Raw genomic sequence first — 24,996 nt, forward strand, 5'->3', positions numbered from 1 at the left:
CGCGGAGCCAGCCGTCAGCCGGCGGCGTCCGGGTTGCCGGTCGAGTGTTCGCGATCGGCCTCTTTCTCGGTCGACGGACTGGGCGCACGGTCGTCTCCGCCGTGCTCGTCGGGCCGGCCGGTCGTGTCGCCCTCGGTGCCCGCGGGCGTGCTCTCCGGGTAGCCGCCGCTGCCCTGCTCTTGCTTGCGTGGGTCCTCGGTGTGGTCGTGGCCGTGGTCGGACATGGTCTCCGTCCTACCCAGCCGGGCTCCGGGCCACCGCCGTGGTGCGGCGGTGGCCCGTGTGCGGTTACTTCGCGGCGGCCGCGTGCTTCTTGGTCTTCTTGGTCGCCTTCTTCTTGGTGGCCTTCTTCTTCGCCGTGGCCTTCTTGGTGGTCTCGCCGCCGGCCAGCGAAGAGTCCGACGGGATCCGGGTCTTGCCGCCCTGTGCGGACTTCGGGCAGCCGCGCGGGCGGCCGAGGTCGTAGGGGCCGGAGATCGCCTGGGTGACGACGCCCTTGGCGTCGGCGGTCGCGTAGACGACGGTCAGCAGCGGGTCGACGCGCGGCTCGTCGCAGAGCTTCCCGTCGATCGAGAACGTGCCGACGATGTTGGCGTACGTCGTGCCGGTGTACTTGCCGATGCAGTTGAAGCCCCAGCCGGGGAAGTCGCCGTTGCAGGTGAACGAGTCGGTCGTGACCGGGTTCTTCTGCTGGTCGAACACCGAGACGTCGGTCGAGAAGCCGGTGTCGCTGATCTGCGGCTGGATCTGGTACCCGGTGATCGGGCCGCCGCAGGCGAAGACGTACTGGACCTGCGTGCTGTCGTCACCGGGCTGCGGCTGACCGGCTTCGATGTGCCCGCCGCAGTCGTAGTTGTTGGGGTTGGCACTGGCGCCTGCGAGCGGCGCCCACACCGCGAGGGCGAAGACGGCGATCAGCAGGGGACGGGCGAGGGTCAAGGGGACCTCCGTGTCGGGTTCGTGGGATGGGATCGATGGGGGAAGGTGGAAGACGCCGTCGCGGTCGGCGGTGCGAGCACGCCGTCGAGCGCGGGCGTGGTGACCTGCGCGGCGGCGCCGAGCGCGTCGAGGCCGAGCAGGTCCTCGATCGAGCGCAGCAGCGCGACCGGGCCGGTCGCGGCGTCGACGGTGCGCGCGGCGGTGGCGCGGGGCGAGAGGACGAGCGCGCCGAGCGGGGCGGGCGTCGCAGGGGGCGCCGCCGGGTCGGTGCTCGGCGGGGGCGGCGCGTCGCTGACGATCAGCAGGACGCCGTCGGCCTTGTAGGCGGCGCTGGCGGTGATCTTGGCCACGAGCGCGTGCAGCGACGCGGTGGCGCCATCGAGGCCTGCGGGCGCGCCGTCGGCGCAGGGCGTCGCGCTGCCGTCGTGGCAGGCGTTGGGGACGAAGAGGCTCAGCGCGGGTGTCTTGGTCTTTTTGGCGAGGTCGGCGTCGAGCGTGGCGGGGTCGACGACGTTGCTCGCGCAGTCCTTGCGGGCCGCGAGCGTCGTGAAGAGCGAGACGCCGACGCGGGCGCTCGGGGTTGCCGCGCAACGCTGGGCCGGATCCTCGACGTACGCCCGCCACGTCAGGTTGGTGGTGCGCAACTGGTCGGGCAGCGACGTCTCGCCGGCGGGTAGGACGCATGCGGCGAGGTCGGCGGCGCAGTCGGCCGTGGGGACTTGGCCGCCGAGCAGCGCGAGCTCGTTGGCCGCGGCGGAGGGGCCGGCGGCGGCGTAGTTGGAGAGCAGCGTGCCCCGGGCGACGAGGTCGGCGAGGGGAGAAGTCGGGCTGTACGCGGTCGCGTCGAGCTGCGTGAGACTGATGACGAAGACGTGCGCGGGCACCGTTGCGGCGGTCGTCTTGGTGGTCGTGGTCGTCTCGTTGGCGCCGGTGGTCGTGGAGTCACCGTCGCTGGTGGAGGTGGTCTTGGTCTTGGAGTCGTCAGCGGAAGAGCTGTCGTCGGCCGGGCTGCTGTCGTCGCTCGCGGAGGACGCACCGTCGGTCGTGGACGTGTGGTCGCTGGCGCTCGGCGTGTCCGAAGAACCCTCGTGCTCGGGGGCAGACGGCTCGTCCTCGGCGGTCGTCGTGGCCGGCGCAGGCGCCGCGCTGGGCACCACGAGCGCGACCAGCCGCTGCGGCGCAGCAGCGACCGAGAGCGCCGGACCCGGGCCGAGCGCCGCACCGGCTGCGGCACCGAGCGCGAGCGTCACGGCCGCCAGCGCCGCGGTGAGCCGCCGCGACGGCGCGCGCCGCCCGCCGGCCGCCGCACCGCTGTCCGTCGCCGTACCATCGCCGCCGCTCGCGAAGGCACCGCCGGCCGCGATCGCCGCGCCGGGCAGACGCGCTTCGGCGTCCACCGCAAACCCCAGTGCACCCAGCGGATCGACCCGCGGCGCGCCGTGGCGCGCGCCGCAGCGCAGGCAGTAGCGCTGGTCGGCGTGCAGGGGCGCGACGCACTCGCCGCAGGTGGCGGTGTTCTCTGGAGGGCGAGGGCTCATGCCCGAAATCGGTTCTGTTCAATCTCGATCAGAATTATGTGGTTAGACTATTGTCCATCAACCGACCATGCAAACTGGGAAATGGAGTTCCGCGGAGATGAACCGCTCTCGACGCCTCATCGCAGCCCTCGCCGCACTCGGCGTTCTCGCCGTCGCCGCACCCGCCGGCGCCTCGGCTGCCAGCACGATCACCATCAGCGGCGCGACCGGCTCAGCGCCGCTTGTCGCCCTGCTGGCCAAGAAGTACGTCAAGCTCAAGCCGGGCAAGGTGAAGTTCAAGCTGGCCCAGGGTGGCGGCGAGGTCGGCATCCAAGATGCCGCCGCCGGCCGCGTGACGATCGGCAACGCCGCGCGTGACCCGCGCGCCAGCGATCCCGCCGGCTTGGTCTTCTACCCGATCGCCAAGGACTTCTTCTGCTTCGACACCAACCCCTCCAACAAGCTCCCGAACCTGACGCTCGCCCAGGCGCAGGCGATCTGGACCGGCCAGGTGCGCAATTGGGAGGACGTCCCGGGCGCGACGGCCACCGGCACGATCGACCTCATCGGTCGCACCGCCGCCTCGTCGCTGCCGCCGCTCGTCCAGCAGTTGCTGCTCGGCAACAAGACGATCTCCGACCTTGCGTCGCTGAAGCCGTCTGACGGTCTCGTCGAGCAGTCGGTCGCCTCCGACAAGAACGCGATCGGCTTCAACTCGGGGTACTACGCGTCGCAGAAGGACGTGCACGCGGTGTCGTTCAACGGCGTCGCCTGCAACCTCCAGAACGCGAAGTCCGGCCAGTACCCGGGCGTGCGCAACTACTACGAGGTGACGCGCGGCAAGGCCACCGGTGCGGCGTCGGCCTTCATCCACTGGATTCAGAAGAGCCCGGTCGCCCGCAAGATCATCGCGTCGATCGCGATTCCGCTCGACAGCTAGGACCCCATGATCGCCCGGCGACGAGAGCCGTGGACGGACCGGCAGGCCGCGTGGCGCCTCGGCGCCGTGGCCTGCCTGGTCCTGCTGACCATCGTGTTGATGGTGGGCTTCGTCGCCGTGCGCGCATGGCCGTCGCTGCAGGCCAACGGCTGGTTTGCTTGGCTGGGCTCCGGCGGCAGCGTCGATCACCAGCTCGGCGAGATGATCAAGACCGGTCAGGACCCGCCCGCTTCCGCATACCACCTGCGGGCGTGGCCCCTGATCTACGGGACGCTGCTGACGACCGGCGTCGCCGTTGTCATCGGTCTTGTGTTCTCGCTGTTCTCGGCGATCTTCATCGTCGAGTTCGCCCCGGCGCGCGTGCGCGCCGTCGTGGTGCCGGCGGTGCGGTTGCTCGCGGCCGTGCCGTCGGTCATCTACGGGCTGATCGGGATCCTGGTGCTGGCGCCGTTTGTCGGCAACCACCTCATCAGCCCGGGGCGCAAGGACTCGGTGCAGAACGTCGTCCAGCTCGATGGAACCGGCGTGCTCGTGGCGATCGTCGTGCTGACCGTGATGATCACGCCGATCATGATCGCGATCGTGGTCGACGCGCTGCGGGCGATTCCCACCGCGTGGACCGAGGGCGCCAGCGCGCTGGGCGCCAACCGCTGGGAGGCGATCTGGACCGTCTCGGTGCGTGCCGCACGGCCGGCGATCGTCGCCGCCGCGGTGCTCGCGTGCGCCCGCGCACTCGGTGAAGCGGTTGCGCTGTCGATGGTGTCGGGCTCGCGCGGCTTCTCGCCGAACCCGGTCGACGGCATCACCTACATCTTCGAGCCGATCCGGCCGCTCGCCGCGTCGATGGTCGAGAACGTCGACGCGATCAACGCGCCGGCGGTCAAGTCCTCCATCTACGCGTTCGCCTTGCTGTTGCTGCTGTCGAGCCTGGTGCTGTCGATCGGCGGCTACATCGCGAAGCTGCCGATGCGCCGGCAGGGGCTGCGCATCTGATGGCCACGACCTTCGAGACCGCTCCGCCGCTGCTCGATCCTCCGCGGCCGGCACCGCGTGGCGACGCGCTGCGGTCGTGGAAGTGGAGCCACCGCCTGGCGTTTTTGACCTGCTGGGCCTGCGGACTCGCTTTGTGCGCCGTCACCGCGGCGATCGTCATCTACATGGGCGTACGCGGGATCCAGTACCTCAACCCCGAGCTGCTCTTCACTCGGCCCACGCCGGGCCTGCAGCAGCACACGACCGGCGGCATCCTCGACCCGATCCTCGGGACGATCGTGCTGACGATCATCGGGATCGCGATCGCCGTGCCGCTGGCCGTCGCGTCGGCGGTCTGGCTCGTCGAGTACGGCAAGCCGGCGCCGCTGGCGCGCGCGGTCGAGTCCGGGATCGAGGTCGTCGCCGGCACGCCCGACATCGTCATCGCGATCTTCGGCCTGGCGATCTTCCAGCTGCCGATCCTCGCGCCGCTCTCCTTCACCGCCTCGGGTGGCGGCGTCTTCGGGCGCTCGTTCCTCGCGGCGGGCGCGATGATGTCGCTGATCGCGCTGCCGCTCGTCTTCGGCGCCGCGCGCGAGGGGCTGATGTCGATCCCAACCCACGCGCGCGAGGCGTCATGGGCACTGGGCAAGACGCGCATCTGCACCATCCGCACCATCTTGCTCCCGCAGATCCGGGCGAACATCGCGACGGGCGCCGCCCTGGGGATGGGGCGGATCGTCGGCGACACGGCCGTCGTCGTCGTGCTGCTCGGCGCGACGCTGCAGCTCGAACCCCAGGGCAACGTGCCGATCCTCGGCAACCTGCGCGGCACGGGCTCGACGCTGACCAGCTACGTCTACGGCGCCTCGCCCGCCGGCGAGGGCAACGCCCCGCAGAAGGCCTACGCGGCGGCCTTTGTGCTGCTGCTGATCGTGCTGACGCTGAACGCGGCCGTCGACTTCCTCGGCCGCCGCAAGGAGAACCGCGCATGAGCGCGGAAAGCCTCGCCCAGAGGGCTCTTTTTCCGTTGACGCAGTCATCGACTCGAAAGGCTCTTCAATGAGCACCGACAACCGAGTGGTCGATCCGTTCCTTGACGATGCCGTGCCCGCGCTGCCGCCGCCGCGGCGGCGCGTGCGGCTGGACCGCACGCCGGTCCCGGTGCCCGAGACGCAGGACGCGCCGCGCGGTCGCCCGTACGAGCGGAGAAGCGGGGTGGGTGGGCCCGGGTCCCCGGAGCGCATGCGCGTGGAGGGGCTGAGCGTCTTGTACGGGGACAAGCCCGCCGTCAAGGACGTGTCCTTGCCGATCCATGCCGGCGAGGCGCTGGCGCTGATCGGCCCGTCGGGCTGTGGCAAGACGACGTTGTTGCGGACCTTGAACCGCCTGACCGAGACGACGGCGGGCGCGACCCGCCACGGCCGGGTGCTGCTCGACGGCGTCGACGTCGAGCAGTTCGAGGTGACCGCGCTGCGACGTCGCGTGGCGATGGTCTTCCAGCAGCCAAACCCGTTCCCGATGTCGATCTTCGACAACGTGGCCTATGCGATCCGGGTGCAGAACAAGAAGCGAGGTGGGCGGGACCGAGTCCGGGAGTTGGAGCCGCAGGTGGTTGATGCCCTGCGCCGTGCGGGCCTCTACGACGAGCTCGGCGGCGACCTCGACCGTCCCGCGCTGCGGCTCAGCGGCGGCCAGCAGCAGCGGCTCTGCATCGCGCGGGCGATCGCGACGCGGCCCGAGGTGTTGTTGATGGACGAGCCGTGCAGCGCGCTGGATCCGCGGTCGACGGCCGTGATCGAGGAGCTGATCGGTGAGCTGCGCCGCGATCTGGCGGTCGTGATCGTCACCCATAACCTGGCCCAGGCGCACCGCGTGGGGGACAAGGTCGCGTTCATGTACCTGGGTGATCTGGTCGAGTTTGGGGCCACCGAGCAGGTCTTCGAGGCGCCGCGTGCGGAGCGCACGCGCGACTACGTGGCGGGGGCCTTCGGGTGAATCGGGCCGCTCGACCAGGCGTTCGAGTGCCCGTGCGCACTGCGCGCGCGACGATCTGGCGAGGCGCTCGGTGAAGGCCGTCGCCGCAGCTGTCGCCCTGCTCGTTGCGGCGGGCGTGTCGGCGTGCGAGAGCACGGCCGACAAGAGCGCGCAGATCGCTGCGGAGGGCAAGCAGGCGGTACAGGCGAGCGGGACGCTGAAGATCCGGCGCAACGCCGACGTGCGCGTGGCCCGGGCGGTCGTGGTGCGCGGGGTTGGCGGGGCGGTTGCCGCGGCTGTCGAGGTGCGCAACGCGGGCGCGCGGGCGCAACGCGACGTGCCGGTGCTCATCGACGTGCGTGACCGCCGCGGTGCGTCGTTGTACAAGAACGATGCGGTCGGCCTGCAACCCGCCCTCCAGCGGCTGGCGACGCTGCGAGGCCGGCACACGGCCTGGTGGGTCAACGACCAAGTGACGGTGGCGAGCGCGCCTCGGTCGGTCCGGGCGCGGGTGGGCGCCGCGCCGTCCGCGGCACGCATCCCGCGGGTCCGCGTGACCGGCGTGCACTTCGATGGCGACAGCACGGGGCGCTACTTGACCGGCACGGTCGTCAACCCGTCGCGCCGTGCCCTGCGCAACGTGCCGATCTTCGCCGTCGCACTGAAGGGGTCGCGCGTGGTCGCGGCCGGACGTGCGCTCGTGCCCAAGCTGCCTGCGGCCGGCTCGTCCAAGAAGGTCGTCTTCCGCCTGTTCTTCGTCGGTCAGCCGCGCGGTGCGCGCATCGCCGTGACCGTCGCGCCCAACGCTGGACCATCGTCGTGAAGGAGCATCCCGTGATCATCGAGTCCTCGCAATCCGCGCCCGTCTTCGGGCGCGACGGCGAGCCCTGCCCGGCCTGCGGCGCGCCGCTGGCGGGTGACCAGCGCTACTGCCTGCACTGCGGCGCGCGCCGGCCGGAGGCGCGGCTGGAGTTCTTGGACGTGTTGGACGCCGACGTGCGGGCGCGGTCGGTGCCGTCAGCCGGGTCGTTCGGCGTCGCCGCTCCGCCGTTCGGCGCCGACCCGGTGGCCTCGTGGACCGCCGCGTCCGGACCGCCGCGCCGGTTCAACGGTCGGCTGCAGGCCAACGCCGGCCTGCTCGCGCTGGTGGCATTGCTGTTGTTGACGTTGTTGATCGGGCTGTTGTTGGGGCACTGGGCGACAGGGACGTCATCGGTGCCCAGTGCCGCGACGCCCGCGCCGCAAGTCATCAAGGTCGAGGGGACGGCGGCTGCGCCGGCGGCTGCTGCGGTGGACGGCGGCGGCAGCGGCGGGTCGACCAGCGGCTCGGGCTCCTCGAAGTCCTCGTCGAAGTCGAAGGCCTCGTCGAAGTCCATCGACAAGGCGACGCCGGACAAGGGCGCGGTGTCGGTCAAGAGCCTCTCTGACAAGAAGGCCGTCGAGAACGCGGTCAAGAAGGGCAAGCCGATCACGACCGGCAACGGCAAGCTGCCGCCCAAGGACAACAAGGCGCCGGCCGGCGGCACGGGCTTCGAGGAGATCGGATGAGCGCGCTACCGGGGCCGACGTCGCTGGACGAGCTGCGGGCGCGGCGGCATGAGCTGGCGCGCCGAGTGGCGGCGTTGACCTTTGATCTCGGGGGGTTGACCTACGAGATGGCAACGCGCGATCATTATCGACTGGACGTCCTCTCCCGTCGCGCCGCTGAGCTCCAGGTCGCCGACGCGGAGCTGGGCGAGGTCGAGCGGCTGCTGGCGGCGTCGGAGGATGGGGTCGTGGGCGCGTGTCGCTCGTGTGGGGCGGTGCATTCGCGTGGGGCTGCGTTCTGCTGGCAGTGCGGGCAGGGGCTGGTCGCGGGTGCGGTGGCGCCTGCCGAGGCGCCGGTGCCGGCGCCTGCGGCGCCGGCAGCGCCTGCAGCGCCCGTGCCGCCGGCCTGAGAAGCGCTCAGCGGGGCCGGTGCTTGCGTGAGTGGCGCTCAGCGCGCGCGTTGGTCGTGGAGTCTCCGCGCGGGAGGTCCGGGGCGTTTCGTGGTGAATAGTTGACCACCAGTCGACCCGGACCTCGCGGCGGATGACACGAGGCGGTCGCGGCTCGAACGCCTTCACTCCCTCGCTGCCAACGAACCACGCGGCGCGGCACGACGACGCGGCGCACTGAGCGCCAGCCACGCCACGCGCCCAACAGCTACAGCAGCCCGAGCGCCCGCCCCGCGTCGCCCGCCAGGTTCAACAACGGCGACGGGATCACGCCGAAGACGACGATCGCAGCGCCAGCCAGGACAGCGACGAGCGTCACTTCCCAATCAGCTCGCTCCGTCACGGGGTCCGCCCCGGCGAGCCGTGGTGAGCCGTCGGCCGTGGTGATCTCGGATGCCGCCGAAGCCGGCCGCATCCACATTGCCGCCACGACCTTCAAGTAATACGCCAACGAGATCATCGACCCAATCACGATGACAATCCCCAGCCACGTGTACCCCGCATCCGCCGCCGCGTCGATCAGCGTGAACTTCCCGATGAACCCTGCCGTCGCCGGCATGCCCGCCAGCGACAGCATCGCCAGCGTCATCGGCCACGCCAGCAGCGGTCGCGAAACACCAATGCCCGCCACCGAGCGGATGTCGTCGCCGTACGGCGCCTCACGCTCACGCGCCACGATCACCGCGAACGCCGCCAGGTTCATGAACAGGTAGACCGACAGGTAGAAGACCGTGGCCTGCACGCCCAACTTCGACGCACCCACCAACCCCGCCAGCAGATACCCCGCCTGCGCCACCGACGACCACGCCAGCAGCCGCTTCAGCGACGACTGCGACAGCGCGCCGACATTGCCGACGATGATCGTGATCGCGGCCAGCGCCGCGATCATCGGCGCCCAGTCGGCGTGCGCGTCGATCAGCGCCACATCGAAGATCCGCAGCGCGGCGCCGAAGGCAGCAGCCTTCGTCGCCACCGCCATCCACGCGGTCACCGGCGTCGGCGCGCCCTCATAGACGTCGGGCGTCCACTGGTGGAACGGGGCGATCGAGGCCTTGAAGGCCAGGCCGACCAACGTCAGCGCGATGCCGGTCAGCAGCAGCGAGTCATGGGCGGCGCCGCCGGAGATGGCGTCTGCGACGTCGCGGAAGTCGGTACCGCCCGTGCCACCGTAGATGAACGCCAACCCATACAGGAACGTCGCCGAGCCGACCGAGCCGATGATGAGGTACTTCAGCCCAGACTCCAGCGAGCGCTCGCGCCGCATCTCGGTCGCGCACAGCACATAGAGCGGGACCGACAGCAGCTCCAGCCCCAGGAAGACCGACACGAGGTTCTGTGCGGCGGCCAGGATGACCATGCCCGCGGCGCTGGTCAGCATCAGCGCGAAGTACTCGCCGTGCGCGGCCTCGCGCGGCGCCAAAGCGCGCCACGACAGCAGCACCGCGCCGATCCCGGTCGCGCAGACGATGAAGGTGATCATCAGCGTCAGGTCGTCAAGGCGCAGCGCCCCCTGCGACCCCTTGGCGACGAACAGGTCCTTCGCCTCGTCCCACTGCCAGATCCCCAGGCCGATCGTCGCGCCGAACGCGACGATCGTCAGGAACGGCACGAGCTGCTCGCGGATGAAGCGCCCGCGCAGCAAGCCGGCGAGCAGCACGACGATCGACCCGCCCAGCAGCGCGAGGAGCGGCGAGACGCCGGCCCAGTCGATCGTTGGCTTAGAGATGGCTGCGAGAAGCATGGACTACCGAATCACCGTGATCTCGGGGTGGGTGGCGAGGGCTTTGTCGGAGCCCGAGATCGCCCCGGCGGCGCTGACCGAGCGGTTGATCGTCCTCTCTCCCTTGTGGAGCGCCAACTGCGGGTAGAGGGCGAAGAAGAGGATCACAGCGACGAGCGGCACGAGCACGAGGCCTTCACGGAGGCTGACATCGCGTGAGTCGACATCGGCCCCGACGCGGTTGTGCATCGTCTTGATGAACAACCGCAGCGAGTAGACCGCGGCCATCCCGACACCCGTGAAGGCGATCGCGGCGATGACCAGCTTGGAGTGGAACACGCCGAGCAAGATGAGGAACTCGCCGACGAAGTTCGACGAGCCCGGCATCGCCAGGTTCGCGAGCACGACGATCAAGAACAGCGCGGCGAGCACGGGCGCGCGGAACGCGATGCCGCCCATGTCGCGGATGTCCTCGCTGCCGCCGGTCCGCTCAGCCAGGTAGGCGACGATCACGAACGCGGGCGCGACGACCAACCCGTGGTTGACGGCCTGCAGGATCGCGCCCTGAGCACCATCGCCGTTCAAGGCGAAGATCCCCAGCGTGATGAAGCCCAGCTGGGCGATCGACGAGTACCCCAGCACCAGCCGGGACTCCGACGTCGTGAACGCCATCGCCGAGCCGTAGAGGATCGAGCCCAGCGCCAGCACCAGCATCAGGTCCTGGAAGTGCGCCGACGCGTCCGGGAAGATCGGGATCACAACGCGCAGGAAGCCGTAGGCGGCGACCTTCGACAGCACGGCCGAGAAGACGGCGAGTACCGGCAGCGGCATGTTGCGATAGCCGTCGGGCATCCAGCCGTGCACCGGGAAGGCCGGCATCTTGACCCAGAACGCGGCGGCGAAGCAGAGGAAGATCCACTCCTGCGAGCCCTTGGCCAGCGGCACCTTGGCGAGATCACTGAAGGCGAAAGACAGGTCGTTGCCCGACTGCTGAGAGACGAGCACGCCGGTGGCGATCGCCGCGGCGAGCATCAGCAGCGAGCCGACCAAGGTGTAGATGAACAACTTGGTGATCGCCGCGACCCGCGTGCTCTCCGGCCCCCAGATTCCCGTCAGGAACAGGAACGGCAAGAGCATCAGGTCGAAGAACAGCACGAACAGCGCGAGGTCCTGGGCCATCAGCGCGCCGAGCACCGCGCTCTCGGCGACGGCGAAGAACAGGAAGAACTGCTTCGGGTGTTCCCACTCTCGGAAGGCCGCCCAGACGATGCACACCAAGAAGATGAACGCCGCCAGGCCGATCAAGAACAGGTTCAACCCGTCGATGCCCAACTTGTAGTGGATCCCGAGCTGCTTGATCCAGACCTCGTCGGTGACGTCCTGCAGCCCGCGCGCCGCGCGCTCGAAGTCGACGATCGCCCAGACCGACCACGCGAACGTGGCCAGCGCGCCGAGAATCACCAAGGCGCGCGAGGCGACGCCGGGAACGAACAGCGCGATGAACGCCGCGGCGGCCGGCAGCCAGAGGGGGATGGAGAGAGGGATGCTCACGAGGATTGAATGAGGAAGTACAGGATCACGGCACCGGCGCCGACGAGCAGCAGCGCCGCGTAGGCCCGCAGGAAGCCGGACTGCACGGCGCGCACGGCGGCGGAGCCGGCACGGACGAGCGTCGACGGACCGCCGATCAGCGCGCCGTTGACGAAGATGCGCTCGAAGGTCTGCTGGCCGAAGCGGCCGAACCAGGCGAAGGGGCGGACGACCACCCAGTCGATGAGCTCGTCGAAGTACCACTTGTTGACGAAGAGCTTGTGCAACGCCGGGACACGCTCGCGGATCGCGACCGCGATCTCGCCATTCGCTTTACCCCAGATGCGATACGCGATGAAGATGCCCAGCAGCCCCAACCCCGCACCGAGCGCCAGCCCGAACCACAGCAGCCCGTTGCTCGGGTTGGCCACCACCGTCGAGCCCGCGAACGTCGGCTCCAGGAAGGTGTCCAGCCACGTCGTCGTCTTCGGGATCAGCACGACCCCGCCGATGGTCGCCAGCACCGCGAGGGTCCCCATCGCGATCTTCATGGGCAACGCCCATTCGGCGATGTGGTGCTCGGGACCGGGGAAGCCGACGTCGGTGTCCTCGACCTCACCGGTGGCCGGGTTGGTCGGCTGCGGCGCGTGCCAGAGATGGCCGTGCTCGAGCTCACGCGCCTGCTCGACCGGCTCGCCCCAGAAGGCGCGGAAGATCATGCGCCAGGTGTAGACGGCGGTCATCAGCGCGGTGAGGTAGCCGACGACGTAGAGGATCCAGTGCCAGCCGCCCGCCTCGGCCTCGAAGAGCAGGATCTCGTCCTTGGAGAAGAACCCTGAGAACGGCGGGACGCCCGACAGCGCCAGGCCGCCGATGACAAAGCAGCCGAACGTGAACGGCATCGCCTTGCGGAAGCCGCGCATGTCGTTGAGGTTCTGGTTACCGCCCATCGCGCTGATCAGCGAGCCGGCCGACATGAAGAGCAAGGCCTTGAAGAAGGCGTGCGTCATGAGGTGGAACAAACCGGCCACGTAGGCGCCGGAACTGACGCCCATGATCATGTAGCCGATCTGCGACATGGTCGAGTAGGCGATGACGCGCTTGAGGTCGGTGACGACCATGCCGATCGTCGCGGCCACGAAGAGCGTGACGGCGCCGACGATCGTCCCGACGTCGGCCGCGGCGACCGACTGCTCGAACAGCGGGTGCATGCGGGCGATCAAATAGACGCCGGCGGTGACCATCGTCGCGGCGTGGATCAGGGCCGAGACCGGCGTCGGGCCCTCCATCGCGTCCGGCAACCACGTGTGGAACGGGAGCTGGGCGGACTTCGCGAACGCGCCGACCAGCAGCAGGATCAGGCCGGCGGTGAGGTCGCCGTGGTGGTCGGCGCCGAGCGTCTTGGCCTGCGCGAAGGTGCCGAGGAAGTCCAGCGTGTGCGAGTTCTTGAGGATGAAGAACGTGCCAAGCGTCAGCCCGATGTCGCCGACCACGTTGATGACGAAGGCCTTGATGCCGGCCGACGTGGCGGTGGTGCGGCGATACCAGAAGGAGATCAGCAGGTAGGAGGCCGCGCCGACGAACGCCCAGCCGACGATCAACAGGAAGAAGTTCGCCGCCAACACGAGCAGCAGCATCGAGAAGACGAAGAAGTTGAGGTACGCGAAGAAGCGCGTGTAGCCCCGGTCGCCGCTCATGTAGGCCAGCGAGTAGACGTGGATCAGCGTCGAGACGCCGGTCACCACCAACATCATCAGGATGCTCAGCGGGTCGACGAGGATCGACATCTTCGCGTCGATCGTGCCGGTGACCGCGTAGTCATACAGCGAGGAGACGAGCTGGCGGTGCTCCTCGCCACGACCCTGCAGCGAGAAGAGCGTGATCAGCGCGAAGACGAACGCCGCGGCCAGCGCGGCGGTGCCGATGACGCCGGCGGTCCTCCCCTTCCAAAGCTTGTATCCGAGGCCGTTGACGATCGTGCCCGCGAGGGGACACGCCAGCGCCAGCCAGGCGGCGGTGGTGGGACTCATCTAGCCGTGCAGCTCCCGCATCTCGTCGACGTCGATCGGCAGGCGGCGGCGGAACATCGCCACCACCAGGCCCAGGCCGATGCAGACCTCGCACGCCGCGACGACCATGACGATGATCGCGAAGATCTGGCCGTCGCCGTTGCCCCACATGCGGCTGAACGCGATGAGGTCGAGGTTGGCGGCGTTGAGCATCAGCTCCAGGCAAAGGAGGATGACCAGCGGGCTGCGACGCGTCATCACGCCGGCCGCGCCGATGCAGAAGACCAGCGCGCTGACGGTGAGATACCAGCCGATGGCCACTAGCGACCACGCTCCTGGTCGGCATCGCCGGTCGTCGCGCCGATGGCCGGGCGCTCGAGGTCGGCGGTCGGGTTGATGTGGCCGACGCCCTCGGCGATCGAGCCGGCGCCCTTGGGCAGCCGTGTCGGGATCGCGCGCAGGACCTCGTCCTCGCCACCCTCCAACCCGCCGCGGCGGCGGGCCAGCACGACCGCACCGACGGCGGCCATCAGCAGCAGGAACGACGCGGCCTCGAACGGGAAGAGGAAGCGCGTGAGCAGCAGCTCGCCGATCGCGGCCGGCGAGCCGAAGCCGGGCTCATAGGCGGCGCCCTTGCCGTCGATGCCCTTCAGGCCGGAGCCGAGCACCGCGATGAGGAGTTCAACGGCCAGCAGCGTCGTGAAGACGATGCTGGCGATCTTCAGGCCCGGGCCGCCCACGGGACGGACCGGCTCGTCCTGGCTGCCGACGTAGGCCACCACGAACACGTAGAGCACCATGACGGCGCCCGCGTAGACGACGACCTGCGCCGCAGCGATGAACTCGGCGCGCAGCAGCAGGAAGAGCGCGGCCAGCGAGAGCAGGTGGAAGACCAGCGCCAGCACGGCGTAGAAGGGGTTGCGCACGGTGGCGACGCCGATCGCGCCCGCGATCGCCCCGATCCCTGCGATGAAGAAGAAGACAGCAGCCATGAGAACCGTGGACCGGCCGGCGGCCGAGGCTACTCGCCCTCGCCGCGCAACGGCGTCCGCTCGAAGGGCTCGGCCAACAACATCTCCTTGGTGAAGATGAGGTCGTGGCGGTTGTAGTCGCTCATCTCGAAGTCGTTGCCCATCGTGATCGCGTCGAACGGGCACGCGACCTCGCAGTAACCGCAGAAGATGCAGCGGCTGAGGTTGATCTCATAGACCGCGGCGTAGCGCTCACCGGCCGACACGCGATTCTCCGGCGTGTTCTCGGCGGCGACGACGCGGATGCAGTCCGACGGGCACGCGGCAGCACACAGCGAGCAGCCGACGCACTTTTCCAGACCGGTGTCCTCGAATTTGTGGAGGCGATGGCGGCCGCGGAAGCGCGGGTAGACCGGGATCTTCTCTTCGGGATAGGCGACGGTCTCGATCGGCGCCACCGACTGGCGCAGCGTCGTCTTCAGCCCGCGCAGCGTCTCGCCGAAGGCGCGGTAGAAGCCGCCGGGGCCGCCGGGGTCGGGGCCGTCGACGACGTGCAGTTCGTCCGCTGAGGGAGGCCAGGGAGCCATTTAGTCGGTCACCACCACGATGATCGCGGTCACAAGGGCGTTGAGGGTGGCCAGCGGCAACAGCACCTTCCACCCCAAGGACATCAACTGGTCGTAGCGCAGGCGCGGGAACGAAGCGCGGGCCCAGACGAAGACGAAGATCAAGACCAAGGTCTTGCCGATCACGACGAACGGGTCGACCCAGCCGGGCGGGTGGATCCCGAAGGGCAGCCACCAACCGCCGAGGAAGACCGTGACCATGATGAACGAGGCCACGATCATGTTGAGGTACTCGGCGAAGTAGTACGTGGCGAAGCGCCCGCCGCCGTACTCGGTGTTGTAGCCGCCGACCAGCTCGCCGTCGGCCTCGACCAGGTCGAAGGGCGGGCGGTTGGTCTCCGCGAACGAGGCCACCAAGAAGACGATGAACCCGACGAACTGCGGCACGATGTACCACATGCCCGCCTGGGCCTTGACGATGTCCACGAGCGACAGCGACTGCGCGGTCATGACCACGCCGACGAGCGCCAAGCCCTGGGAGACCTCGTAGGAGATCAGCTGCGCGGCGGCGCGCATCGCGCCCAAGAACGAGTACTTGGAGCCCGACGACCAGCCGCCAAGCATGATCCCGTAGAAGGCGATCGAGCCGAAGGCGAAGAGGTAGAGCGGCCCGATCGAGGCGTCCACGCCGTAGAGCCCCGTCTTGGTCCCGAAGATGTCCTGGACGTCGCCGAAGGGCACGATCGCCAGCGCGGCGACCGCGGTGATGATCGAGATCAGCGGCGCGATCGCAAACAGCCAGCCGATCGACGTCTTCGGTCGGAACTGCTGCTTGAAGAGCAGCTTGCCGATGTCGGCGATCGGCGTCAGCGCGCCGAACGGGCCGACGCGGTTGGGGCCGTAGCGGTTCTGCATCCGGCCCATGACCTTGCGGTCGGCCATCAGGGCAATCGGGACGATCTGCAGGCCCACGGCGAAGATGACGATCGCCTTGGCGATCTGCATCCACCAGGGCTCGTAGTAATAGACGTCGGCGAGGATCAACGGGGTCTCGGTCTCAGGGCTACTGGTTCAGGGCGACCGGCTCGGTGGCCGGCCGCTTGCGGATGTCGACGAGGGGACCCTCGACGCCGTTGCCCTCGAGGAAGGCGCTGCCTGCCGGGATCGCGGCGCGGACGCTGGCCGTGGCCTCGATCGCGGTGCCGCCGCCGTCGCCGATGGTGACCTTGTCACCGTCGAAGAGGCCGAGGCGCTGTGCGTCGTGCGGCGACAACTCGACCCGCGTGCGCGCGCGAAGGAAGTGCAGGGCGGGGGAGGCTGCGACCTCGGGGCCGGCCCAGATCGAGCGGTAGCTGCCGAGGCGCAGGCGGCCGTCGTCGGCGTCAGCGGCCGGGGCGGGCACCGCGGGGGCGGTGGGTGCCGTCTCCGTTGCGGGCCACGCCGCGGCGGCGCTCGCGTCGGCCGGCCAGCGCAGGCCCTTGCCGCCGATCTCATCCAGCGTCAGCCCGGCGTAGAACGGCACCGCCGCGAAGAGCTGCGTCGAGGCCATCGGGCCGGTGAGGACGCGGACGTCGACGCCGAGGCGCTTGGCCAGCTCGGAGAGGATCCACCAGCCCGCGCGGACCTCGCCCGGCCTGGCGATCGCCTGGCGCAGGCGCTGCACGCGGCCGTCGGGGTGCACCACGGTGCCCTCGTGCTCGGCGTGCGACTCGGTGGGGAAGACGACGGTGGCATGTTCCAGCACGCCGGCGGTCAGGTAGCCCGCGTGCGCGATGATCGTCGAGGCGCGCTCCAGGCCCGCGTCCCAGGTCGCGCGCTCCGGGTGGGTCTCCAGCGGGTCGGTGCCGACCAGCCAGAGCGCGGCGAGCTCGCCCGCGGCGGCGGCCGTGGCGATCTCGGATGTGCTGCGCCCGGGGCGGTCGACGGGCGCCAGGCCCGGACCGGCGAAGGGCAGGACGCCGGCCTCGCGCAGGCCGCGCGCGTTGGCGGTCGACGGCACGCCGAGCAGGCCCGCGCCGTCGCGGCCGCGGAGGTTCAATGCGTCGGCGATGGCGACGAGCGCAGCGGCGCCCGCTGGATCGGCGAGCACACGCTCGCCGTAGAGGATGACGACGTCCTCGCCGCCGTCGCGCAACTGCGCGACCAGCGAGGCGAGTTCCTCAGGAACGTCGGAGCTGCCGCCGAGCGCCCCCGCGATCAGCGCCGCGGCCCGTGCCTCGTCACCCGGCGCGAAGCGCACGACTTGCTTGGCATTGGCGTCCAGGGAGGACGGGCGTGCCGTCGCGACGGCGAGGCTCACCCGATGGCGGCGGACGCCCTTGCGGATCCGCAGATCGAGGATCGGCATGTCGTCCACCGGCTCGACCCCCAGCACCAGCACGGTGTGGGCGAACTCGAGGTCGGCAACGGTCGCCTGCAGCGCCGGGTCGTGCAGCGCCAGCGTCGCGTCGCGATCGCCGGCGTCGAAGGTGCGCGAGTCGAGGTCGTTGGTGCCCAGGCCGTCGCGGACGATCTTCTGCAGGAGGAAGCCCTCCTCGTTGCTGGTGCCGCCGCCGGCGAGCACGCCGACCTTCCCGGCAGCGCGGCGCAGGCCGGCCGCGGCGTCGTCCAGCGCGCGCTCCCAGGAGACGGGGCGCAGCTCGCCGCCATCGCGGACCAGCGGCTGCGTGATCCGCTCGTCGACGTGGATCGCCTGGTAGCCGAAGCGGCCGCGGTCGCAGAGCCAGCCGTCGTCGACCTCGGCGTTGTCGCGGGCGAGCACGCGCAGGACGCGCTCGTCGCGGACCGTGAAGGTGACGTTGCATTGGCCCGGACAGAGCGTGCAGATGCCGCCCGAGCCCTCGATGTCCCACGGCCGTGCGCGGAAGCGGTAGGGCTGCGAGGTCAGCGCGCCCACGGGGCAGAGCTCAATGATGTTGCCGCTGAACGGCGCCACATAGGGGTGGCCGTCGAAGGTGCCGACGAAGGTGTGCGCGCCGCGCTCCTGGAAGACCAGCTGGTAGTCCTCGCTGACCTCCTGGGAGAAGCGCACGCAGCGGTAGCAGAGGATGCAGCGCTCGCGGTCGATGGCGACCAGCGGCGACAGCTCCAGCGGCTTCTCGAAGTGGCGCTTGGGCTCGATGAAGCGCGAGCGGCCGCCGCCCCAGCCGAAGGAGATGTCCTGCAGCGGGCACTCGCCGCCCTTGTCGCAGACCGGGCAGTCGAGCGGGTGGTTGATCAGCAGGAACTCGACGACCGCCTGCTGCGCGGTCTTCACCCTGTCGGTCTGGGTGTGGACGACCATGCCGTCCTTGACCGGCGTGGAGCAGCCGGTCTGGAGCTTCGGGATGCCCTCGATCTCCACCAGGCACATGCGGCAGGCGCCGACCGGCTGGCCGAGCTTGGGCTCGTAACAGAAGACGGGGATCTCGACGTCGCCGTACTTGGCGCCGTCGACCAACATGATGTTCTCGGGTGCAGTGACCTCTCGACCGTCGATCGAGAAGGTGACCATGCGCTGCTCGGGGCGAGGCATAGGACTAGAGGACCGCTCCCTGGAGGAGAGCCAGCTCGGGTGCTGGCTCGTCGCCCACGGTGTCGGCATTGGCCGCGCGCGCGGCCTCGATGTGGGCCTCGAACTCGTCGCGGAACTTCGCGACCATCGAGCCGACCGGCATCGCCATCGCGTCGCCGAGCACGCAGAGGCAGTTGCCGATGATCTGCTCCTGGACCGAGGCCATGATGTCGAGGTCCATCGGCGTGGCGAGGCCGGACTGGATGCGCTCGAGCATCTTCACCGTCCAGTTGGTGCCCTCGCGACACGGCGTGCACTTGCCGCAGGACTCGTGGCGGTAGAACTCGGCGAGCCAGAGGCAGACGTCGACGACCGAGTTGCTGTCGTCGACGATGATGATCGCGCCGGAGCCGAGCATCGACCCCGCCTTGGCCATGGAGTTGAAGTCGTAAGGGAGGTCGAGGTCGTCCTTGGTCAGGACCGGCGACGACGAGCCGCCGGGGAACCAGAGCTTGATCTCGCGGCCCTCGTCCGGGCCACCGGCGAGGCCGTAGATGATGTCCCTGGACGACATCCCCAGCTCGATCTCGTAGTTGCCCGGGCGCTGGACGTTGCCCGAGATCGAGATCAGCTTGGTGCCCGTCGAGCCCTCCGCGCCGATCTTGGCGTACTCCGCGCCGCCCATCTCGACGATCAGCGGCACGGTGGCCAGCGTCTCGACGTTGTTGATGAGCGTCGGGCCTTGGTAGAGGCCTTGGTTGGCCGGGAACGGCGGCTTGAGGCGCGGGTTGCCGCGCTTGCCCTCCAGCGAGTCGAGCAGGCCCGTCTCCTCGCCGCAGATGTAGGCGCCGGCGCCGCGGTGGACGGCCAGCGAGAGGCCGAAGCTGGTGCCGAGGATGTTCTCGCCGAGCAAGCCGGCGTCGTAGGCCTCGACCAGCGCGGCGTCGAGGATGTCGGCCTGCTGGACGTACTCGCCGCGGATGAAGATGAAGGCCCGGTTGGCGCCGGCAGCGTAGGCCGCGATGATCATGCCCTCGATCAGCAGGTGCGGGATCTTCTGCATGAGCTCGCGGTCCTTGAAGGTCCCGGGCTCGGACTCGTCCGCGTTGCAGACCAAGTACTTGTCCATGGTCCCCTTGGGCATGAAGGAGGCCTTCATGCCCATCGAGAAGCCTGCGCCGCCGCGGCCGCGCAGGCCCGAGGCCTTGAGCTCTTCGACCAGTGCCTCGGGCGGCATCGTCAGCGCCTTGCGCAGGCGCTCGCCGTAGCCGCCGCGCCGCTGGTACACGTCGATCGTGTTGAGGCCGGGCTCGTCGATCTCGTGGAAGATCAGGGGCTGCTGGGTGCTCACTCGGTGCCCTCCTGGGGCGCGCGTGTGTTGGCGTGCGGGTCGGCCGACGGGCGCTTGAGCAGCTGCTTGGCCGGCAGCGGGTCGGCGCCGTCGCGCACCTGCTGGGCCAGCTCGGCGATCTCGTCGTCCTCGATCGGCCCGACGAAGACGCCGTTGATCGAGGCCATCGGGGCGATGTCGCAGGCGCCGAGGCACTCGAAGCCGCGCACCTGAACGTCGGGATCGTCACCAATCGCCTCGCTGAGATCCTTCAGCAGCTTGCGGCCGCCGCGCAGCGAGCACGAGATGTTGGTGCACACGTAGACGCGCTTACGGCCCACGGGCCGCGTGTCCAACATGTCGTAGAACGAGGCGACGGCGATCAGGTAGGCCGGCGTCAGGCGCATCACGCAGGCGACCTGGATGAACGCCTCGGGCGAGCACCAGCCGTGCAGCTCTTGGGCGGCGGCGAGCGCCGGGATCGCGGCGCTGCGGCGGTCCGGATACTTGGCGATGTGCGCCTCGATAGTGGCGCGCAGCCCCTCGGGCACCGGCGTGGTCGCCGGGTCCGGGACCTCCTGCGGATCCTTGGAGAGGTCGACGGACTCGTCCCAGCCGGGGACGCGGGAGCCGTGCGAGAAGCGCTTGACGTCGGGCATCGACATCTAGCGGTCGACTCCACCCAAGACGGGGTCCATCATCGCCAGCGTGGTAATGAGGTCGGCGATGTAGGCGTCCTTGACCATCGGCAGCGTGGCCTGGAGGTTCACGAACGAGGGGTCGCGCATGTGCACGCGCGCCGGCTTGCTGGAGCCGTCGGAGCGGATGAACATGCCGTACTCGCCGCGCGGGCCCTCGATGGGGTAGTAGACCTCGCCCGGCGGGACGCGGAAGCCCTCGGTGACGAGCTTGAAGTGGTGGATCAACGCCTCCATCGACGTCGCCAGCTCATGGCGCGGCGGCAGCGCGACCTTGCGGTCCTCGGTGATGTACGGCCCCTCGGGCAGACCGTCGAGCGCCTGCTCGATGATCTTCACCGACTCCTTCATCTCCTGCATGCGGACGGCGAAGCGGTCGTAGTTGTCGCCGCGGGTGCCGACCGGGATCTTGAACTCGAAGTCCTCATACGAGGAGTAGGGCATGGCCTTGCGCAAGTCCCACGGGTTGCCCGAGGCGCGCAGCAGCGGGCCGGTGACGCCGAGGTCCAGCAGCGTCTGCTCATCCAGCGGGCAGGTGTTGCGCAGGCGGCGCAGCGCGATCTCGTTGCGGTTGAGCAGGTCGAGGTACTGGTCGACCGCCCACGGCATCTTCTTCAGGAACTGGCGCAGCTTCGCGTCCCAGCCGGCGGGGACGTCCTCCATCACGCCGCCGACCTGGAAGTAGCGCGTGTGCATGCGCTGGCCGGAGGACTGCTCGAAGAGGTCGAGGATCTGCTCGCGCTCGCGGAAGCAGTACCACCAGACCGACACGGCGCCGAGGTCCAGCATGGAGGTGCCCAGCCACACGAGGTGGCTCATGATGCGGTTGAGCTCCATGTGGATGACGCGCAGGTACTGGGCGCGCTTGGGGACCTCGACGTCGAGCAGCGTCTCGGTCGCCCCGCAGAAGGCCATGGCGTTGAAGTAGTAGGCCAGGTAGTCCATCCGCTCGACGACGGGAATGGCCTTCCAATAGGACTTGTCCTCGGCCGTCTTCTCGATGCCGGTGTGGACGTAGCCGATGATTGGCTTGAGGTCACGGACGATCTCGGCCTCGAGCGTGACGAGCAGGCGCAGCACCCCGTGCGTGGCGGGGTGGTGCGGACCCATGTTGAGGGTCAACAGCTCCTGGTCGGGCGCCGGACTCGCCAGCGTCTGGGTGCGCTGGAAGACGTCGACGCGATCCTCGGCGGCGCGGTAGTCGGTGACGTCGGTCATGCGGGGTTGCCGCCCGTTCCCATGGTGTAGTCCTTGCCCTGGGCCTCGTCGTGCGTGAACAGCACGGGCTCGCCGCCGAGCGGGAAGTCGCGGCGTTGCGGGAAGCCCTCGTAGTCCTCGGGCATGAGGATGCGACGCAGGTCCGGGTGGCCCTCGAAGACGACGCCGAACATGTCGTAGACCTCGCGCTCTTGGTGGTCGGCGGTCGGCCACTTGGCGGTGACCGACGGCACCGTCGCCGCATCGAGCGGGACGCGGAGCTTGACGGTGAGGCGATCCAGCGCGTCGCGGTCCAGCAGCTCGTACTGGACGCCGAGCCGGGGTTCTTCGGGGAAGTAGTCGACCCCGTGGACGCTCATGAGGTGCTTATAGCCCTTGGTCCGGAGGTACTCGAGGACCTCGCCGATCGCCTCGGGAGAGATGTTGATGGCGCCCTTGTCGCGGAAGAACTCGGTGCCCAGGACGGCGTCGGCGTGCGCCTCGCGCAGCTCCTGGGCCAGCAGCTCTGTGCCGGGCGCGTCAGGCACCGTCGGTATCTCCGGCCAGCGGGACGTTGACGGCGTTGGCGGCCGCGACGGCGGCCTCGCGCTGGAGCAGCTCGTCGCCCTCGTCGGGCAGGACCTCGACCGTGCGCTCGGCCCCGTAGCGCTCGCGCCAGCCCATGGCCGGGTCGCTGTGGACCATCGAGCGGAGCTTGAGGATGCCGTGCATCAGCGCCTCCGGCCGCGGCGGGCAGCCGGGCACGTGGACGTCGACCGGCAGGAACTTGTCGGCCGGGACGATGGCGTAGTTGTTGAAGACGCCCATCGAGCTGCTGCACGCGCCCATGGCGATGGCGTACTTCGGGTCGAGCATCTGGTCGTAGATGCGCCGGACGATCGGCGCCATCTTGATCGAGACGCGGCCCGAGAGGATCAGCAGGTCGGCCTGGCGCGGCGAGGCGCGGAAGGCCTCAAAGCCGAAACGGGCGATGTCCAGGCGCGCGCCGACCACCGACATCATCTCGATGGCGCAGCAGGCGAGGCCGAAGGTGGCGGGGAAGAGCGAGTTGCCGCGGGCCCAGTTGGCGGCACGGTCCAGCGTCGTCGTGATGACGCGCTCCTGCACGTAGCGCTCGAGGTCGTCGCCCTCGATGTCGCCGCGCAGCATGTCGCGCGCCTGCAGCTGGCGGATGCGGAAGTCATCCGCCTCGCCTGCCTTCTCCCGCTTGATGATCTCCATGAGGTTCCTACCGTCCTAGCGCCACTCGAGGGCGCCGCGTCGCCAGACGTAGACGAACGCGACCACGAGCAATCCGATGAAGACCACCGTTTCGATCAGCGCGAACGTGCCGAACGACCGCAGCTGGACGGCGATCGGGTAGAGGAAGACCACCTCGATGTCGAACAAGATGAACAACATCGCGATCAGGTAGAAGCTGATCCCGAAGCGGAAGCCCTGGTGGACCTCGGAGGGCATGCCGCTCTCGTAAGGGTCCGCTTGATAGGTCGTGGGGGTCTTTGGCTTCGGACCGAGGAAGCTGCCGGCGGTCACGAACAACGCGCCGACGAGGCCTCCGAGTCCGAGGAAGACGATGGCTGGAAGGTACGTCCGGAGCACTCGGCCTCCCGTTGTATCACCAACTTGTAACTTGCTGCCACAAAGTGGCGCTCCGCACTTGCGAACAACCCTTGTGACCGATGTTGCACACGTCCTCGCTCTTCTTGTGGCGATCTCGAACGGGATCGCCGGGATCGTGGCTGCCTGGTTGTGGTGGCGCGTCGAGCCCCATGCCTTCGCATGGCTGCTGATTCGTGCCGGTCAGGTGGCGGCAGTGGCGCAGGCGATCGGGGCTGGCGTGTTCGCGGTGGCCGGCCTGCAACCGGCCGACGATCTCTACTGGTTGTACGCCTTGCTGCCGGTCGCCGTGGGCTTCGTGGCCGAGCAACTGCGGTTGACCTCGGCACAGACGGTCCTCGATGCGCGGGACCTGGAGGACGCCCAGGCGGTCGGGCGGCTTCCGGCCGACGAGCAGCGCTCGATCGTGCTGCAGATCGTCCGCCGGGAGCTGGGCGTCATGGCCGCCGCGGCGCTGGTTATCACGTTCCTGGCGCTGCGGGCGCTGGGGACGGTCTAGCTGTAGTTCCTGAGGACGTTGTTTCGGGGGTGAGGTAGTTGCATCCGGGGCTTCTTGGAGGCTGAGAGCTGCCAAGCACCCCAGTCCCAAGGAGCACACCGGATGCAGCTTCACGCTAACGCCGCTCTCAGTCTGAATGCCCGTCGCCGCATGGTTGCGATGGTCATCGAGGACGACTCATCGATCGCCGAGGCTGCCGAGAGGTTCGCCGTCTCGGCCAAGACCTGCCGGAAATGGTGCCGCCGGTTTCTGGCCGACGGCGAGCTCGGACTGCTGGATCGCTCCTCAGCGCCCAGCAACTCGCCCAACCAGACACCGGCCGAAAGGGTCGAGGCGATCGCCGCGTTACGCAGGCTGCGCTTCACCGGCCCCGAAATCGCCGAGACCTTGAACATGGCGCTGTCGACCGTCAGCCAGATCCTCTCGCGAATCGGGATGGGCAAGCTCGGCCGGCTCGGCCTTCAGCCCGTCCAGCGCTACGAATGGCAGCGTCCTGGCGAGCTGATCCACATCGACATCAAAAAGCTCGGACGCATCCAGGGCGGCGCCGGCAAACGCGTCCGCCAGACCAAGCGCCAGCACTACACCGGCATGCACACCGACCGAGCTGGCAAGCGCCACAACATCGTCGGCTGGGACTACGTCCACATCGCCATCGACGACTGCACACGCCTGGCCTACGCCGAAGTCCTCACCGACGAGAAGGCCGTCACCGTCGTCGCGTTCCTGCGCCGCGCGGTCGCCTTCTACCAGCGCCACGGCATCACCGTACAGCGCTTGCTGACCGACAACGGGCCTGCCTATCGCTCCACCGTCCACGCGATCGCCTGCCGCGTGCTGGGCATCCGCCACCTCCGCACCCGGCCCTACCGACCCCAGACCAACGGCAAAGCAGAAAGGTTCATCAGGACCATGCTCGGCGGCTGGGCCTACGGCGCGATCTACCGCTCAAGCGACGAACGCACCGCGGCCCTTGACGGATGGCTCTGGCACTACAACCATCACCGCCGACACTCAGCCCTCG

26 protein-coding genes are annotated in these 24,996 nt (G+C 69.3%); 9 read left to right on the forward strand and 17 right to left on the reverse strand.

Going from position 1 to position 24,996, the window contains the following annotated elements; genetic code table 11:
• Positions 1 to 14: 14 nt before the first annotated feature.
• The 3 genes from VGO10_RS15775 to VGO10_RS15785 form a co-directional block, all read right to left on the reverse strand.
• Positions 15 to 224, reverse strand: coding sequence for a hypothetical protein (locus tag VGO10_RS15775; protein ID WP_327470040.1), 210 nt, complete (start codon positions 222 to 224; stop codon positions 15 to 17).
• Positions 225 to 288: 64 nt separating this feature from the next.
• Positions 289 to 939, reverse strand: a complete 651-nt coding sequence (locus tag VGO10_RS15780; RefSeq protein ID WP_327470042.1) for a hypothetical protein — start codon at positions 937 to 939, stop codon at positions 289 to 291.
• Positions 936 to 2,477: a hypothetical protein gene (locus VGO10_RS15785; protein ID WP_327470044.1), complete on the reverse strand. Its 1,542-nt coding sequence runs from the start codon at positions 2,475 to 2,477 to the stop codon at positions 936 to 938. Before VGO10_RS15785 ends, VGO10_RS15780 begins: the two co-directional genes overlap by 4 nt.
• A gap of 97 nt (positions 2,478 to 2,574) precedes the next feature.
• Between VGO10_RS15785 and VGO10_RS15790 the strand changes: the two genes are divergently transcribed.
• The 7 genes from VGO10_RS15790 to VGO10_RS15820 all read left to right on the forward strand — a co-directional run bounded on the left by VGO10_RS15790 (position 2,575) and on the right by VGO10_RS15820 (position 8,282).
• Positions 2,575 to 3,396 carry a substrate-binding domain-containing protein gene (locus tag VGO10_RS15790; RefSeq protein ID WP_327470046.1) on the forward strand — a complete coding sequence of 274 codons (822 nt, stop codon included), beginning with the start codon at positions 2,575 to 2,577 and terminating at the stop codon, positions 3,394 to 3,396.
• 6 nt (positions 3,397 to 3,402) lie between these two features.
• Complete coding sequence (gene pstC / locus VGO10_RS15795; RefSeq protein ID WP_327470048.1) at positions 3,403 to 4,389, forward strand: phosphate ABC transporter permease subunit PstC; 987 nt, start codon at positions 3,403 to 3,405, stop codon at positions 4,387 to 4,389.
• Positions 4,389 to 5,363, forward strand: coding sequence for a PstA family ABC transporter permease (locus VGO10_RS15800; RefSeq protein WP_327470050.1), 975 nt, complete (start codon positions 4,389 to 4,391; stop codon positions 5,361 to 5,363). The genes pstC and VGO10_RS15800 overlap by 1 nt, the downstream gene beginning before the upstream one ends.
• A 67-nt stretch (positions 5,364 to 5,430) precedes the next feature.
• Positions 5,431 to 6,366 carry a phosphate ABC transporter ATP-binding protein gene (locus VGO10_RS15805; RefSeq protein WP_327470052.1) on the forward strand — a complete coding sequence of 312 codons (936 nt, stop codon included), beginning with the start codon at positions 5,431 to 5,433 and terminating at the stop codon, positions 6,364 to 6,366.
• Between the two features lie 70 nt (positions 6,367 to 6,436).
• Entirely contained in the window at positions 6,437 to 7,168 is a 732-nt protein-coding gene (locus VGO10_RS15810) for a hypothetical protein (protein WP_327470054.1), read from the forward strand.
• Positions 7,165 to 7,893, forward strand: coding sequence for a hypothetical protein (locus VGO10_RS15815; RefSeq protein ID WP_327470056.1), 729 nt, complete (start codon positions 7,165 to 7,167; stop codon positions 7,891 to 7,893). The genes VGO10_RS15810 and VGO10_RS15815 overlap by 4 nt, the downstream gene beginning before the upstream one ends.
• Complete coding sequence (locus VGO10_RS15820; protein WP_327470058.1) at positions 7,890 to 8,282, forward strand: hypothetical protein; 393 nt, start codon at positions 7,890 to 7,892, stop codon at positions 8,280 to 8,282. Before VGO10_RS15815 ends, VGO10_RS15820 begins: the two co-directional genes overlap by 4 nt.
• 247 nt (positions 8,283 to 8,529) lie before the next feature.
• On the opposite strand, the gene VGO10_RS15825 is transcribed toward VGO10_RS15820, so the two are convergent.
• The 14 genes from VGO10_RS15825 to VGO10_RS15890 all read right to left on the reverse strand — a co-directional run bounded on the left by VGO10_RS15825 (position 8,530) and on the right by VGO10_RS15890 (position 23,455).
• The gene (locus tag VGO10_RS15825; protein ID WP_327470060.1) at positions 8,530 to 10,062 is read right to left on the reverse strand and encodes an NADH-quinone oxidoreductase subunit N; all 1,533 of its coding nucleotides are present in this window, start codon (positions 10,060 to 10,062) and stop codon (positions 8,530 to 8,532) included.
• Between the two features lie 3 nt (positions 10,063 to 10,065).
• Positions 10,066 to 11,592 carry an NADH-quinone oxidoreductase subunit M gene (locus VGO10_RS15830; protein ID WP_327470062.1) on the reverse strand — a complete coding sequence of 509 codons (1,527 nt, stop codon included), beginning with the start codon at positions 11,590 to 11,592 and terminating at the stop codon, positions 10,066 to 10,068.
• Positions 11,589 to 13,601 (reverse strand): NADH-quinone oxidoreductase subunit L, encoded by a 2,013-nt coding sequence (nuoL, locus tag VGO10_RS15835; protein ID WP_327470064.1) that lies wholly within the window; start codon positions 13,599 to 13,601, stop codon positions 11,589 to 11,591. The genes VGO10_RS15830 and nuoL overlap by 4 nt, the downstream gene beginning before the upstream one ends.
• Positions 13,602 to 13,901 carry an NADH-quinone oxidoreductase subunit NuoK gene (gene nuoK / locus VGO10_RS15840; RefSeq protein ID WP_327470066.1) on the reverse strand — a complete coding sequence of 100 codons (300 nt, stop codon included), beginning with the start codon at positions 13,899 to 13,901 and terminating at the stop codon, positions 13,602 to 13,604.
• On the reverse strand, positions 13,901 to 14,572 hold the full coding sequence (locus tag VGO10_RS15845; RefSeq protein WP_327470068.1) for an NADH-quinone oxidoreductase subunit J: 672 nt from the start codon (positions 14,570 to 14,572) through the stop codon (positions 13,901 to 13,903). The genes nuoK and VGO10_RS15845 overlap by 1 nt, the downstream gene beginning before the upstream one ends.
• 29 nt (positions 14,573 to 14,601) lie before the next feature.
• Positions 14,602 to 15,138, reverse strand: coding sequence for an NADH-quinone oxidoreductase subunit NuoI (gene nuoI, locus VGO10_RS15850; RefSeq protein ID WP_327470070.1), 537 nt, complete (start codon positions 15,136 to 15,138; stop codon positions 14,602 to 14,604).
• Positions 15,139 to 16,161 carry an NADH-quinone oxidoreductase subunit NuoH gene (gene nuoH, locus VGO10_RS15855; RefSeq protein WP_327470072.1) on the reverse strand — a complete coding sequence of 341 codons (1,023 nt, stop codon included), beginning with the start codon at positions 16,159 to 16,161 and terminating at the stop codon, positions 15,139 to 15,141.
• Positions 16,162 to 16,180: 19 nt separating this feature from the next.
• Positions 16,181 to 18,631 carry an NADH-quinone oxidoreductase subunit NuoG gene (gene nuoG, locus VGO10_RS15860; RefSeq protein ID WP_327470074.1) on the reverse strand — a complete coding sequence of 817 codons (2,451 nt, stop codon included), beginning with the start codon at positions 18,629 to 18,631 and terminating at the stop codon, positions 16,181 to 16,183.
• 4 nt (positions 18,632 to 18,635) lie between these two features.
• Entirely contained in the window at positions 18,636 to 19,961 is a 1,326-nt protein-coding gene (nuoF, locus tag VGO10_RS15865) for an NADH-quinone oxidoreductase subunit NuoF (RefSeq protein WP_327470076.1), read from the reverse strand.
• Complete coding sequence (locus tag VGO10_RS15870) at positions 19,958 to 20,605, reverse strand: NAD(P)H-dependent oxidoreductase subunit E (protein ID WP_327470078.1); 648 nt, start codon at positions 20,603 to 20,605, stop codon at positions 19,958 to 19,960. The genes nuoF and VGO10_RS15870 overlap by 4 nt, the downstream gene beginning before the upstream one ends.
• Positions 20,606 to 21,856 carry an NADH dehydrogenase (quinone) subunit D gene (gene nuoD, locus VGO10_RS15875; RefSeq protein ID WP_327470080.1) on the reverse strand — a complete coding sequence of 417 codons (1,251 nt, stop codon included), beginning with the start codon at positions 21,854 to 21,856 and terminating at the stop codon, positions 20,606 to 20,608.
• Positions 21,853 to 22,383 carry an NADH-quinone oxidoreductase subunit C gene (locus VGO10_RS15880; protein ID WP_327470082.1) on the reverse strand — a complete coding sequence of 177 codons (531 nt, stop codon included), beginning with the start codon at positions 22,381 to 22,383 and terminating at the stop codon, positions 21,853 to 21,855. Before VGO10_RS15880 ends, nuoD begins: the two co-directional genes overlap by 4 nt.
• Positions 22,376 to 23,005 carry an NADH-quinone oxidoreductase subunit B family protein gene (locus VGO10_RS15885; protein WP_349258953.1) on the reverse strand — a complete coding sequence of 210 codons (630 nt, stop codon included), beginning with the start codon at positions 23,003 to 23,005 and terminating at the stop codon, positions 22,376 to 22,378. The genes VGO10_RS15880 and VGO10_RS15885 overlap by 8 nt, the downstream gene beginning before the upstream one ends.
• A gap of 87 nt (positions 23,006 to 23,092) precedes the next feature.
• A complete protein-coding gene (locus tag VGO10_RS15890) occupies positions 23,093 to 23,455 on the reverse strand; it encodes an NADH-quinone oxidoreductase subunit A (RefSeq protein ID WP_327470086.1) in 363 nt (120 codons plus the stop codon).
• Positions 23,456 to 23,561: 106 nt separating this feature from the next.
• On the opposite strand from VGO10_RS15890, the gene VGO10_RS15895 reads away from it, so the two are divergent.
• Both VGO10_RS15895 and VGO10_RS15900 read left to right on the forward strand, forming a co-directional pair.
• Complete coding sequence (locus VGO10_RS15895) at positions 23,562 to 23,972, forward strand: hypothetical protein (protein WP_327470088.1); 411 nt, start codon at positions 23,562 to 23,564, stop codon at positions 23,970 to 23,972.
• A 102-nt stretch (positions 23,973 to 24,074) separates the two neighbouring features.
• Positions 24,075 to 24,996 (forward strand): IS481 family transposase (locus VGO10_RS15900; RefSeq protein ID WP_327470090.1); only part of this gene is annotated, 922 nt, incomplete at its 3' end.

Origin of the sequence: Baekduia sp., from assembly GCF_035996765.1 — a bacterium.
GTDB lineage: Bacteria > Actinomycetota > Thermoleophilia > Solirubrobacterales > Solirubrobacteraceae > Baekduia.

Bases quoted from the DNA above. Each gene is read 5' to 3' on its own strand.
- VGO10_RS15775 (WP_327470040.1), bottom strand. From the start codon at position 224: ATGTCCGACCACGGCCACGACCACACCGAGGACCCACGCAAGCAAGAG.
- VGO10_RS15785 (WP_327470044.1), bottom strand. From the start codon at position 2,477: ATGAGCCCTCGCCCTCCAGAGAACACCGCCACCTGCGGCGAGTGCGTC.
- VGO10_RS15790 (WP_327470046.1), top strand. From the start codon at position 2,575: ATGAACCGCTCTCGACGCCTCATCGCAGCCCTCGCCGCACTCGGCGTT.
- pstC (WP_327470048.1), top strand. From the start codon at position 3,403: ATGATCGCCCGGCGACGAGAGCCGTGGACGGACCGGCAGGCCGCGTGG.
- VGO10_RS15800 (WP_327470050.1), top strand. From the start codon at position 4,389: ATGGCCACGACCTTCGAGACCGCTCCGCCGCTGCTCGATCCTCCGCGG.
- VGO10_RS15805 (WP_327470052.1), top strand. From the start codon at position 5,431: ATGAGCACCGACAACCGAGTGGTCGATCCGTTCCTTGACGATGCCGTG.
- VGO10_RS15820 (WP_327470058.1), top strand. From the start codon at position 7,890: ATGAGCGCGCTACCGGGGCCGACGTCGCTGGACGAGCTGCGGGCGCGG.
- VGO10_RS15825 (WP_327470060.1), bottom strand. From the start codon at position 10,062: ATGCTTCTCGCAGCCATCTCTAAGCCAACGATCGACTGGGCCGGCGTC.
- nuoL (WP_327470064.1), bottom strand. From the start codon at position 13,601: ATGAGTCCCACCACCGCCGCCTGGCTGGCGCTGGCGTGTCCCCTCGCG.
- VGO10_RS15845 (WP_327470068.1), bottom strand. From the start codon at position 14,572: ATGGCTGCTGTCTTCTTCTTCATCGCAGGGATCGGGGCGATCGCGGGC.
- nuoI (WP_327470070.1), bottom strand. From the start codon at position 15,138: ATGGCTCCCTGGCCTCCCTCAGCGGACGAACTGCACGTCGTCGACGGC.
- nuoG (WP_327470074.1), bottom strand. From the start codon at position 18,631: ATGCCTCGCCCCGAGCAGCGCATGGTCACCTTCTCGATCGACGGTCGA.
- VGO10_RS15870 (WP_327470078.1), bottom strand. From the start codon at position 20,605: ATGTCGATGCCCGACGTCAAGCGCTTCTCGCACGGCTCCCGCGTCCCC.
- nuoD (WP_327470080.1), bottom strand. From the start codon at position 21,856: ATGACCGACGTCACCGACTACCGCGCCGCCGAGGATCGCGTCGACGTC.
- VGO10_RS15885 (WP_349258953.1), bottom strand. From the start codon at position 23,005: ATGCTGCGCGGCGACATCGAGGGCGACGACCTCGAGCGCTACGTGCAG.